Source organism: Ardenticatenales bacterium, assembly GCA_020634515.1.
GTDB lineage: Bacteria > Chloroflexota > Anaerolineae > Promineifilales > Promineifilaceae > JAGVTM01.
In genome coordinates this window covers 962,623-975,430 of record JACKBL010000002.1, presented here as the reverse complement: position 1 = coordinate 975,430, position 12,808 = coordinate 962,623, and the positions used below count along the sequence as shown (strand labels likewise).

General features: G+C 61.0%; 6 protein-coding genes. 2 read left to right on the top strand and 4 right to left on the bottom strand.

Annotated elements, in window-relative coordinates:
* Window positions 1-76: 76 nt before the first annotated feature.
* Window positions 77-574, bottom strand: a complete 498-nt coding sequence (locus H6650_08490; protein ID MCB8952037.1) for an NUDIX hydrolase — start codon at window positions 572-574, stop codon at window positions 77-79.
* 434 nt (window positions 575-1,008) lie between these two features.
* On the opposite strand from H6650_08490, the gene H6650_08485 reads away from it, so the two are divergent.
* Window positions 1,009-1,431, top strand: coding sequence for a PspC domain-containing protein (locus tag H6650_08485; GenBank protein MCB8952036.1), 423 nt, complete (start codon window positions 1,009-1,011; stop codon window positions 1,429-1,431).
* A 6-nt stretch (window positions 1,432-1,437) separates the two neighbouring features.
* Here the strand turns inward: H6650_08485 and H6650_08480 are convergent, their stop codons facing one another.
* The 3 genes from H6650_08480 to H6650_08470 form a co-directional block, all read right to left on the bottom strand.
* Window positions 1,438-2,910: a HAMP domain-containing protein gene (locus H6650_08480; GenBank protein MCB8952035.1), complete on the bottom strand. Its 1,473-nt coding sequence runs from the start codon at window positions 2,908-2,910 to the stop codon at window positions 1,438-1,440.
* A gap of 99 nt (window positions 2,911-3,009) precedes the next feature.
* Window positions 3,010-3,696: a response regulator transcription factor gene (locus tag H6650_08475; protein ID MCB8952034.1), complete on the bottom strand. Its 687-nt coding sequence runs from the start codon at window positions 3,694-3,696 to the stop codon at window positions 3,010-3,012.
* 487 nt (window positions 3,697-4,183) lie between these two features.
* Window positions 4,184-7,312, bottom strand: a complete 3,129-nt coding sequence (locus H6650_08470) for a hypothetical protein (protein ID MCB8952033.1) — start codon at window positions 7,310-7,312, stop codon at window positions 4,184-4,186.
* A gap of 437 nt (window positions 7,313-7,749) precedes the next feature.
* Here H6650_08470 and H6650_08465 point away from each other — a divergent pair, with 437 nt between their 5' ends.
* Window positions 7,750-12,777 (top strand): glycosyltransferase family 39 protein, encoded by a 5,028-nt coding sequence (locus H6650_08465; GenBank protein MCB8952032.1) that lies wholly within the window; start codon window positions 7,750-7,752, stop codon window positions 12,775-12,777.
* Window positions 12,778-12,808: the final 31 nt, after the last annotated feature.

Below are 12,808 nucleotides of genomic sequence, written 5' to 3'. Positions count from 1 at the left end.
TTAAGACAACGAAGTGGTTTCCTTGCCGTTCCTGCAAACTGACGATGCGATTCCGCACTTTATTTCATCGTCAGTCCTAAGCTGGAGACACGTCTTCCCGCACAGCCGCGGCGATGGCGGCGGCCACAAACGGGAGCAGCGGTTGCGGCAACGCGCGGGGCGGAAACCAGGCGGCTTCCAGGATCTCGCCGCTCAGGCGCAACGGCGCGTTGAGGGCCTCTGCGCCATTCGCGTAGGCGAGATAGGCAAGGCCAATATGCGGCGGTTTGGGATCATAACTCACATGGACCACGGGGCCAACCACGGCGTGGAGACCCGTTTCTTCGCGCAGTTCGCGCAGCGCGCCGATAACGGGGTCTTCGTTCCGTTTCAGCCAGCCGCCGGGGAGTCCCCAGGGGACGTGGGGGTGAAAAACGTGTCGTAGCATGAGGACATTGCCGGCATCGTTGCGCACAACCAACGCCACACCCACGCGCTGTCGCGGGGCCAACAAACGCACGGCCCAGGGCAGCAAGAAGCGCATGGGAGGGTATTGCATGAAAGTGGCGAGGTTTTCTTTCCAGGATGCCGGCATTGATTCCAGAGAGACCGGAACAGTAGGAAGACTGCGCCAGTCCGGGTCGTATTGAAATTGTCGCAGTGTGTAATTTCCACACGCACAGTGCAACGGCGACGCACATTCGCCGTATCCGATCAGCGGCGCAGTATAACACAACCAGCCACCCCCAAGCACACCCATGATGGCGGGTGTGGACCATTATGAGACCCTTCTCACGATTTGGGGATGCAATTGAGGCGCAACTTTCACGATCTAGCGTCGTATAGGCACGTACACAGTGACTATCCTGCCTCTGGGGTATATGGTCCAGGCGATCTGCCCGGAAGCTCGATTTCAAGCCCCAAACGCCTCATTATCCAGATCGTTTGGCATCAAAACAACTTCCGGGAAGGTCGTCGTGAATAGTCACCATCCACATCAACAATCAATCACCCACTTTTGACGACATTATGACCGAAAATCGACTTGTACGCAGTGAAACAGACAAAATCATCGCCGGCGTCTGCGGTGGCATTGCCGCTTACATGAAAATTGACCCGCTGCTGGTGCGTATTGCGTTTTTGCTCCTGATCCCCGCCAGCGGCCTCGGCCCGCTCCTGTACCTGGCGCTGACGGTGATTATGCCGCGCGAGACGCACCTGGACACGCCACCGCGCGCATACGCTCGGCAAAACCTGTCTACATTGGGGCAGACGGTGAGCGAAAGCGTGGAGCGGCTCAGTCAGTCCGAAGGGCGTCCGCTACTGATAGGGGGTCTGCTGATGTTGTTGGGGGCTTTTCTGCTGCTGAACAATTTTGGGTGGTTTGATGCCGGCATTCTCAGCGCCCTATTCCTGGTGCTGATTGGCGTCTACATCTTGCTGCGGCGATAATTGCAGTCAGGGGAGATCGTGGCGGTTGCTGCTGATGGCCGCCAATACCCGCCGCGCCGCGCCCGTTTCGGTGGTAGATGCCGGCATCACGCGCCGCGCCTCCGGCAGCACCGGCAGCCACAACACAAACGTCGTCCCCTTCCCCACCTCGCTCGTCACCGTAATCCGCCCCCCGTGCGCCTGGGCAATCCAATGCGAAATCGACAAACCCAATCCTGATCCCCCCTGAATCCGCGTGCGCGCCTCATCCACCCGGTAGAACCGATCAAAAATCAAGGGCAGATGTTCTGGCGGAATTCCCACACCCGTATCCGTCACCTCAACGCGCGCCATGCCGTCTTCCTTGCACAGCGCCAGACTCACTTTGCCCCCCGCGGGCGTGTACTTGATCGCATTGTCCACCAGATTGAGCAAGAGTTGACGCAAACGATCCCCATCCCCCAACAGGCGCACCTGATCCACTTCCACCAACTCAATCCGCACGCTGTCCGTCAAATGCTGCGCCTGCCGATACACATCCAGGAAAACGGTGTCAAAATCAACCGGCTGGCGTTGAATCGGCAGGCCGCCGGCGTCCGCACGCGCCAGAAACAGCAAATCCCCCACCAGGCGCGTCATCCGCGCCAGTTCCTCCTGCATGGCTGCCAGCGATTCCTCGTCCGCCTCCCCCATGCGGCGCATTAAATCCACGTTCCCTTGCAGCGCCGTCAGGGGCGTGCGCAACTCATGCGACACATCCGCCAGGAAGCGCTGCTGTGAGCGAAACAACTTCTCCAGGCGGTCCAGCGTCATATTCAGGGCCATCGTCATGTGGCCGATCTCATCTTCCCGCCCCGTATCCGGCAGCCGCCGCCCCAGATCGTCCGCCCGCGTTATTTGCAGCGCAACAGCCGCAATGTCATCCAGCGGCTTCAAATACCCGTGCGACGCATAGACGCCTACAAACAACGAAAGGGTGATAGCGGCAATTCCCGTGAACAACAGCGTCAGGCGCAGGCGCTGCATCGCCAGCAAGTAATCGTCGATCAGGGTGGCGACCTGGACGTAGCCGATGATGTCGGCTCCCGCGGGGGTGGTCACGGCCAGCGGCACGGTAAGGACGCGCAGCGTGCTGTTATGGCGCATGACCATGCTGTAATAGGGTTCCTGGTGCAAACCGGAAGGATCGAGGAGTTGATTGTAGCCGCGTAGGCTGGTCGAACTGTCGACGTAGCGTCCATTCTCATCGACAATCGTGACGAAATAGGAGGCGGACTGGAACATATCCAGTCCATCGGTGGAGAGAACGACAATCGGCAGGTCACGCAGTGTCACCGCCTGGCTACGGTCGCGCACCGCCGCGGCTATTTCCTGCAAGCTCTGATCGACCTCCGCCAACAGCGTCTCGCGGGAAATGATGTAGACAGCGCCGCCAAAGGAGATAATGATGACGCTGAGGATGAAAGTATAGACGAGGGTGAGGCGCAAGCGAATGGACAAAGGTTTCTCCAAAGGCGGAATCAAATCTGGGAGAATTCTACCGAGAAAAGATAAGGGCAGGATGAGTAGACCCAAAGTGTCCCGCCAACGGCGCGCCCGTTATTCTTCGCGCAGGACGTAACCAATGCCACGGACGGTGTGTATCAGGCGGGAGAGATCGTCTTGTTCTGTTTTCTGGCGCAGGTAGCGGACGTAGACCTCGATGATGTTGCTTTCGCCACCAAAGTCGTAGTTCCAGACGCGGTCGAAGATGACGTCGCGGGTGAGCACCTGGCGAGGATGACGCATGAAGAGTTCCAGGAGTTCGTATTCTTTGGCGGTGAGGTCGAAGGTTTTGCCGGCACGACGCCCCTGCCGCGTCCCCGTATCCAATTCCAGGTCGGCAAAACGGTACACCTGCGGCTTCGCCGGCTGCGCCCGCCGCAACAGCGCCCGCACCCGCGCCAGCAACTCATCAAACGAAAACGGCTTTGTCAGATAATCATCCGCGCCCGCGTCCAGCCCCGTCACCCGATCCTCAATCGACTCCTTCGCCGTGAGCATCAGAATCGGCACCTTGCTTACGGCGCGCAGCCGTCGGCATACTTCAAATCCATCAATGCCGGGCAGCATGATGTCCAACAGCACCAGATCAGGGGGCGTATCACGGGCCAATTCCAAGCCAATGCGCCCATCCGCCGCCGCGTCCACGCGATACCCTTCATAAGTCAAGCCACGTTGCAAAAACTGGCGGATACGGTCTTCGTCTTCAATTACCAGGATGCGGGCTGCTGTTGCATTGTCCATTCGATTCACTCTTTCTTTGTGCTAGTGGGTGGAATCACCTGTGTACAGTGTGCGTCATTAGCAACATGGTGACAGGCGGCTCTCACTATTGGCGTCAACAAGTCGTCATGGCCGCAGAAAATCACGGCCTGACTGCCTGTCATTATAGTCAGGTGCGCCCCGGATGCAATTTCTTTTGTGCCGTTGGAGCGGCCACCTTCCCGGAAGTCCGGAGCTTCCGGGAAGATTTGCGCGAGTGACCCCCTTCCCGGAAGCTTGTTGAACTTTAAGAAACAGCTCCAGTAATCGCGTCTGGAGGTTTAAGCAAGCCCCCCCATCCCCCAACCCCCTTCCCCCGCGGGGGGGGGGGAGGGGGCTATTCGCGATTACCCGTTTATTTTTCAAGCGCTCTCTGGAGATTGGACCAATTTAGCGCGCGCAACGGCCATTTCCACCAGTCCAGCGCATCCGTCATCACCAATCTTTAGTACGGATGCGCCCTTGTCACTTATTGCGGACTGAGGACGCGGGTGGCATTCCAAATGCCGACCGCGCCGGAACCGTCCTGGCAGAGTCGATAGCCTTGCAGCGTCGTGGGACCGGTGAAGTAACCGAGGACGCGGGCGGCGCAGTTGGCGCCACCGCTGTATTGCAGGTAGATGCGCGCCGGGTTACTGAGGAAGGTCCAGTTACCGCCTGTGCCATTGTCCACGAAAGTCTGCCCGGCCAACAAGGTGGCGAAGCCGGAGCCGGACGTGCCATTGTTCATCTGGTAGGTGTAGCTGAGGTTGAGCATGGGCGCGCCGGAAGCGGGAATATTGAAGTTGTAATCTTCGACTTCGCCGCCGACGACACCGCCGGTTGTCATGGCCGTGGGGTCGGTGGGGCTGTTGTAGAGACGGAAACGGGCGGGCAGCACGGAGACGGCGCCAAGGCCGATCTGGGCCGTGCCGGGAATGGTGACGGCAACGGTGTTCGCGCCGGCGTTCACGGCACTGTTGATGCCCATCTCGCCGGGGTCGAACGCGCCGTTCAGGTTCCAGTCGAACCAGCCGGCCAGCCAACCGCCGCCGCCCATCACGTTCACGGCCACGTTCACGGTCTGGTAGGGATGCCAGTAGGTGGCCTGGATGGCAATGCCATCGTCCGTGGCGTTGTCGCTGCCGGCAGCGTCGTTCGCATCGCCGTCCCAGGTGGCCCCCAGTTGCAGGCCATCATAGCTGTGCCAGGCTGTGCCGAATGCCGGCATATCACTCAAATCCGGCACCCCAAAAATCGCACGCAGCGGATCATGGTCGGATGAGCGTTCATTGCTGGGGAAGTCGGCGTGGACGTGGATTGGGTTGAAACTGAACTGCCAGAGCAGCGATGGCAGCGCCGGTCCGACCAGGTTGTTTGTGGCATACATGTGGTCCAGCACTTCGCTCTCGCCATTGAACACGTAACTCCAGCGGGCGGATGCCGGCAGATTCGCATACAACGTCGTCACGTCCGGGGAGGCTTCCAAAATGGCAATCGGCGAAGAGCCAAACGTATCATTCAGGTCGCCGCCGCCAATCGCCTGCTCCCCCGCTCCCTGGTGATGCGCCAGGATGTCGCGCATATCCGCCGCTTCCTTCTCGCGCACGTCCGTGCAATCGGGCGTGGCGCAAGAATTGCTGGAGCGCTTCGATTTGAAGTGCGCGGTATAGATATGAATGTCAGTCTGGAAGGGCGTGCCGGCATGGAAACGGAACAACGCCGCCGCCGGAACACGCACGAAGTCCAACACGCCATCCGCCACCCAGGACGTGTATGGCGCGCCGCTCACCGGCGTGACGCTACCCACCAGGGTCACATCGCTGCGATAGAGGAAGCCCTGCGAGATGTCGCGCGCGTCGCCCGATTCGACGTAGACACCGGTCCAACCGTAGCCGGGCGTCAGCGCGGCCACCGCCGCCGCCAGATCGTTATACACCTGCTGCTTGCCCTCCATTTCCTGCACGCCTATCACCTGGCAGGACTTCATGCCGTTGACGATCACGCTGGCCGTATCCGCCAGTTTGGTCGCGTACAACGCCTGACCTTCGGGCGAACCACTGTTGGGCCAACCGGGCGCCCAATCACCCCAGTCACCCTGACCGTCGTTGATGTAGTCGAACAGGTTCTCGACGTTGAAGGAGCAAACGTCGAACTCCTGCGCCAGGGCATTCAAGTCCGGGTTGGTCGGCGTGACGTCTGCGTTGTCCACGGTATTCAGCGTGGGGGCCACGTCCACGAGGAGCGTGTATTTGTCGAATTGATACCCCAAGACACCGGTGACGTTCGTGCCGGCAATTTCATCGCCAAAATCCAGGTCGGGCAAATCCTGATCCAACCCGCCGCTGATGTAATTGATGCCCTGGTAGCCGGCATAATCCATCTCAAAAACGCGGCTGTAAGCGGGTATGGCGCTGCCGAAATCCACGAAGGCGATTTCCGGGTCGCCCGCGGGGAAGTCGGAAATAAAACGCTTGGTCGCGCCCACAACCCAGCCGTCAAACGTCATCTGCACGCGCATCCCCTCATACTGTTCGTACAAGGTCATCGCATTCATGTTGGGATCGGTGTAGGGGGGCACGGTGACGGCGGCAGGCGGGGTGCAACTGCCAATGATGGTCACGCTATTGCCGGACTGGAATTCGGTCGTATCGTAATACTCGATGATCTGACCGGAGACACGGGCCCGGTCGCCAATCGCCCAGTTGCCCGGATTGGTCCAGGTGCTGTATTGGTAGACATAAATACCATCGGACGTGGCCGGATCGCCGTCGCCTGTTTCATCCTGGAAGTAAAAGCCGGTATTGGTGACGCCTGTGATGCAGCCTTCAATGTTGCTCACATACTGGTTTTCGCACGGGGAAGCGTTGCCCGATCCCTGAATTTCGGGAATGGTGGCGCAGGAAGGCGGGGGCGTCGTGGGCGTAGGGGTGGGGCCGCCGGGGGGGAGAATGGTGAAGGGACCTGCCGGCATTATCTGCCGCACCCCATCATCCCCCGACCAGTTCACCGTACTGCCGATCACGCCCAGCAGCGTCACAACGGTCCCCTCCGTCGGCCCCGCGTACACGGCGTTGTCCACCTCGTTCAAGGCCACCGCCGTGTAGCCGTTGGAAAGACCGAGCGGCAGGGCGGAGGTGTTGGAATTGGTCGCATCCGGCTGCCAACCGGTTCCTTCGCTGTTCAGAGCGTAGATGAAGGTGGGGCTGGCTTCCGTGCCCTGGTAGACGAGAATCTGGTCGCCGCCGGTGGAGAAGGCGAGGCTGCCGGAGAGAGAGGTAGACCAGTCGCTCGTGCCGGCAAACGGCGCGACCATATCCACGACGGTTCCGGCAGCCACGGGGACGTTGGCGGTGAGCGTCAGGATGCCTTCGCCGGTGCGGAAGGTGTTGTCCGCTTTCCAACCATTATCCGTGAACTTTATTTCCGTGCCGGCATCCACGTCCACCAGCAGCACAAAAGCGAACTCATCCGGATCATCATAATTGAAGCCAACGACAGCCAGATCGCCCGCCGACAGCGTGGAGGCCGCCTGCGCCGCGCCGCTGCCGATAAGCAGCAACACAAACGCGCCCGCCAATAAGAGAAACGCAACGATACTCAGGGGTTTCTTGAACACAACTTACTCCTTATGAACATACATGGGGGACTGAGAATGATCTTCCCGGAAACTTAGTCACAGATGATGGCCCTGGGCGGCAACTTCCGGGAAGATGTTGTCATTTGACAGTTGATGGTTGGCAATTGACAGTTGACGGTCGTCGATTGCGAATGCCGGCACGCATGGGTCCGTTAGGGAATGCGATTGTAACAAAACGGCGATTTTTGTCACCAGCCCGCGAAACCCCTTTTTCGCCGGCCGCGCGGTTTTCCTTTCCGCATAAATTCGTTAGAATTCATAGCCGCCCGCGACCGGGCGACCATTCTCGGTTATCATCATGCGCAGTTTGCGCTTTTGCCGGCAGCACCGTGTATAAATAACAGCGGAAAACCGGCCGCCGCGGCCGCAACCGGAAAACCAACTCTCAAACCACCCTTTCACGACTCACTTGACCCATGCCCGATCCAGAACAGGACGCCCTCTCCCCGCAAACGCTCCTCCCTGAGGAACCAAACGACCAAACGGCAACGACGGACACTCCTCCAACGCCTCCGCCGCGCCGCTGGAGCTGGGAGCAAATCGCCCTCGTCCCCCTGCTACTCATCCTCATCCTTGCCGCCTATTTCCGCTTCACCGGCCTCAACTGGGATGGCGACAACCATCTGCACCCCGATGAGCGGTTCCTCACCATCGTCGGAACCCAACTGCACAGCACGGATCCACTGACCTACCTGCGCACCTCGGAATCGCCGCTCAATCCATATAATGCCGGCCAGACCTTCTACGTCTACGGTAACTTCCCCATGACGGCCACCCGCCTCGTCGCCGAATGGGCGGTCAAGTTCTGCGACCTGTTCGACACCCTCTGCCACTACTCCTTCACCGCCTACGACGGCATTCACCTCGTCGGGCGCGCCCTCAGCGGCCTCGTGGACCTGCTCTCCGTGGCCTTCATCTTCCTCATTGGCCGCCGCCTCTACGACTGGCGCGTCGGGTTGCTAGGCGCACTCTTCCTGGCCGTGGCCGTCATGCCCATCCAGCAATCCCACTTCTTCACCATGGACAACTGGGCCGCCGCGCTCACCACCATGACCATGTACACGGCCGTGCGCGCCGCCGCCGCCGGGGAGAAGAAGCGCTGGTGGCTCCTGTTTGGCCTGGGGTTGGGGCTGGTCGTGGCCTCGCGCATCAATGTCGCGCCCGTGGCAATGCTCGCGGGCGTCGCCGCCATCGTCTGGCTGGCGCGCCGCGGCCAGGCTGCCGGCTACCAGGGGCTTCGCTATCTCTCCAGCGAAGCCGGCTACACGGATGTGCAGCGGGCCATCATCGGCGTGGCCCTGGCCGCCCTGATGTCGCTGCTCGTGTTCCGCCTGGCGCAGCCCTACGCCTTCCAGGACCCGGCCATGGTCCGGTCTATTGCGTTGCAAGAAACAGGCACGGAACCCGGCCTGCTGACCATCGTCGCCAAGACGCTGGTGGGTTTCAACCCCGCCTGGCGCAGCAACATGGAAGAAATCCAGCGGCTGCAAAGCCCGGATGCCAGCTTCCCACCGGCGCTGCAATGGACGGACCGCGCGCCCATCGTCTTTCCGTTGAGCAATATGGTGCTGTATGGGATGGGGTTGAGTGCCGGCATTCTCGCCTGGATCGGCTTCCTTTGGGCCTTGTGGCGCATCATTCGCGGCAAACCGGACTGGCTGGCGCACGCCCTCCCCGTCGCCTGGATCGGCCTCTACTTCCTCTTCATGGCTACCCGCTGGGTCAAATCCATCCGCTACTTCCTCCCCCTCTACCCCTTCCTCCTACTGCTGGCGGGGTGGGCACTCGTAGAACTCTGGCGCAAGGCCGGCGCCGCCCCTAACCGCCGCCCCCTCTACCGCCTCGGCGTTGCCCTCCTCGCCATGATCGCCTTCGTCCCCAGCCTCCTCTGGGCCTACGCCTTCGTGCAGATTTACCACCAACCGGTAACGCGCGTCGCCGCATCCGAGTGGATGTATCAAAACTTGCGCAGCGGTGCGTCACTGGTGTACGAAGTGGATGGGCAGCCCGGCGAAATCCAGCTCCCCCTCAAAGGGTACGACCTGATGCCGGAGAGCCTACCGCTCAATCTCTCCTTCACCCTGCCCGACTCCCTGGTCTCGAACGCAGCCACCGTCACCGGCGTGCGCTTCAACTACCTCAGCGCCGCGGAAGGTGGCAGCGACAGCGCGGCGCTGGCCGTGCGCCTGGTCAGCGGCGACAACCAGAGCCAACCACTGGCGGAAGCGGAAGCAACATTCACCCTGGGGCAGGAACGGCAGGCCATCACCGTGCCGTTGGCTCCCGCCATCTTACAGGCAAACACGCCCTACCTCGTCATCGTCGAGGGACGGCCCGGCGGCGCCATCCGCATGGGAACCAGCGTCATCGCCAATGAAACCTGGGACGATGCCCTGCCCGTGCGCCTGCACGGGCGCGACCCGTACAGCCAATACTTCGTGGGCATCACCGGCGGGCAGGTCCCCATCACCAACCTGGACAGCCCGGAAAAGCGCGACCAAATGCTGGCGTGGCTGAACGAATCCGACGTGATCCTACTCACCAGCCAGCGCGCCATCTGGAGTACGGCGCGGCTGCCCCTCTCCTACCCGCTAACGATGCGCTATTACGAGGGGCTGTTCAACGGCGACCTGGGTTTTGAGTTGGTCCAGCAATACCAGGCGGACTTCACGATTGGCCCGCTGCACGTCAGTGACATTACCGGGCAGGTGGGTTGGGGTAAGCAGCCGCCGGCGGGTTGGCCGCCGCCGGGCGATCTGGCGGCGGAAGAGGCGTTCAGCGTCTACGACCATCCACCGGTATGGGTGTTCGTGAAGCAGGACGATTACGACCCCGCGCAAACCGCCGCCGTACTCAACAACGTGGACCTGAGCCAGGTCATCTTCATGACGCCGGGGCAGGCGACGCGCGCCCCCAATGGCCTCATGCTCACGCCGCAAGATGAAGCGACGCAGCAAGCAAATGGTACGTTCCGCGCCATTTTCCACCTGGACGGGCTGCTGGAGCGCAGCCCGGCGGCGGCAGCCGTGATCTGGTGGTTGGCCGTGGTAGGGTTGGGGTTGCTCACGTTCCCCATGACTTTTGTGCTGTTTCGCGGGTTTGCCGACCGGGGCTATGCCCTCAGCCGCATCCTTTCGCTGCTGCTGGTCTCATATTTTGGCTGGATTCTGGCGAGCCTAAAACTGGCGGGGAACACGCGCGGCACGTTGCTGGTGGGCGTGGCGCTGCTGGTAGGACTAAATCTGTTCATTTTCCTGCGCCGCCGCCAGGAGATTCTCGAATTTCTGCGCGCCCACCTCGGCTACGTTGTGCTGATGGAGGCGGTCAGCCTGGGCCTGTATCTGCTTTTCATCGGCATCCGCCTGGGCAACCCGGATGTGTGGGATGTGATTTGGGGTGGCGAGAAGCCTATGGACCTCTCGTATTTCACGGCGGTGATGAAAAGCACGACGTTTCCGCCCTACGATCCGTGGTTGAGCGGGGGGTACATTAACTATTATTACTATGGTTTTGTGTATGTGGGGGCGCTGACGAAGTTGTTGGGGATAATGCCGGCAATCGCCTACAACCTCATCCTCCCCACCCTCTTCAGCTTCACCGGCATGGGCGCATTCACCATCGCCGCCAACCTCGTCGCCTACCGCGAACGCGCCCGGGAAACCGTCGGCTCACTCTGGCAGCGAGTACAGACCCGACTCCGCTCCCGCGCCGTCATGGCCGGGCTGGTCGCCCTGCTCTTGTGCGTCTTCCTCGGCAACCTGGCGGAAGTCAAAGTGCTGGCGGATGCCTGGTATCGCACCAGCGACAGCACCGTGGAGACCGGCATTGGCACGGTCGATTACCTGGTGCGCGTGCTGGACGGTGGCGCGGACATCCTCATTGGCGGCAAAGCACCCGCCATTTACCCCGGCGACTGGTTCTGGACCGCTACCCGCGCCATCAACATCAATGAAGGCGAAACCGCCCCTATCACCGAATTCCCCTTCTTTACGTTCCTCTACGGCGACCTGCACGCGCACATGATCAGTATGCCCCTGATGCTGCTGGCGTTGGGTTGGGCGGTGGCGCTGGCGCTGGAGGAAGCGGACGACCGGCGGCGCGGCTGGCAGCGTGTGGGGCAGTGGCTGGTAGGCGGGCTGGCGATTGGCGTGTTGCGCGCCACGAATACGTGGGACTGGCCTACTTATCTGGTGATCGGTAGTTTGGCTGTGCTGTTTGCCGGCATTCGCCGTCGCGGCGGCCTGAGTCTGGTGGCCTTGGGCGAGGCGGCGCTGCAAACCGCGGCGCTGGTGGGCATCGCCGTGATCACCTTCCTCCCCTACGCGCAAAACTACGGCGTCGGCTACGCCTCCGTCACACTGTGGCAAGGGTCACACACGCACCTGAGCAACTACCTGTTCATTTATGGCCTGTTTCTGTTCATCCTCGTCACCCACCTGGCGCGCGAGTTCCGCGCCTGGACGCAGACATGGACGGAAGAAGGACTGCGACGGTGGGAACCGTTGAGCCGGGTTGTGATCGGAGCAGTTGCCCTCTATTTGCTGCTCATTCTGGTCCTGCTGCTGCGCGGCTACTGGGTGGCCCCGCTGGTGTTGTCGCTGGTGGCCGTGGCGGGCTTATTAGGATTGCGACCTGACCTATCGCCGGAGCGCCGCGTCGTCCTCATCCTCATTTCCGCCGCTTTCTTCCTCACCCTGGCCGTGGAATTCGTCGTCCTGCAAGGAGACATTGGCCGCATGAACACCGTGTTCAAATTCTACCTGCAAGTGTGGCTGATTTTGAGCGTGGTCAGCGGGGCGGCCGTGGCCTGGGCGTGGCCGGCGTTGCGCGCAGCATGGGGCCAGACACGCCGCCTCGCCTGGCAAACCAGCCTCGGCATCCTCGTGGCGATGGCCTTGCTCTACCCGGTGCTGGCGACGAAGGCAAAATGGCAAATTCGCATGAACCCAGATGCGCCGCACACACTGGACGGTATGGCCTTCATGACGGTGACGGAGTATGGCGACATGGGGCAAACGATTCCCCTGCGGTATGATTATGAGGCGATTCAGTGGATGATGCGCCATGTTGATGGCTCGCCCGTGATTGCCGAGGCGCACAGCGACAACCCCTACCGGGCAGCGGCGAACCGGGTGGCAATGTATACAGGATTGCCGGCAATTGTCGGCTGGGACTGGCATCAACGACAACAAAGAACCGTCCTACCGGGAACCGTCGTCAGCAAACGCATCGCCGACGTGAACCTGCTGTACAACACCACGGACGCCAACGAAGCGATGCGCATCTTAGATCAATACGGCGTGCAATACGTCTACGCCGGCCCCCTGGAATGGGCCTACTACAATAGCGCCGGGATAGACAAGTTCGCGCAAATGGCCCGCGACGGGCTGCTAGAAGAAGTCTACCGTAACAGCGGCGTCAGCATCTACCGCGTGCGCGGCTGACGCCAACCTCGTCCTTCATCCTTCGTAACCT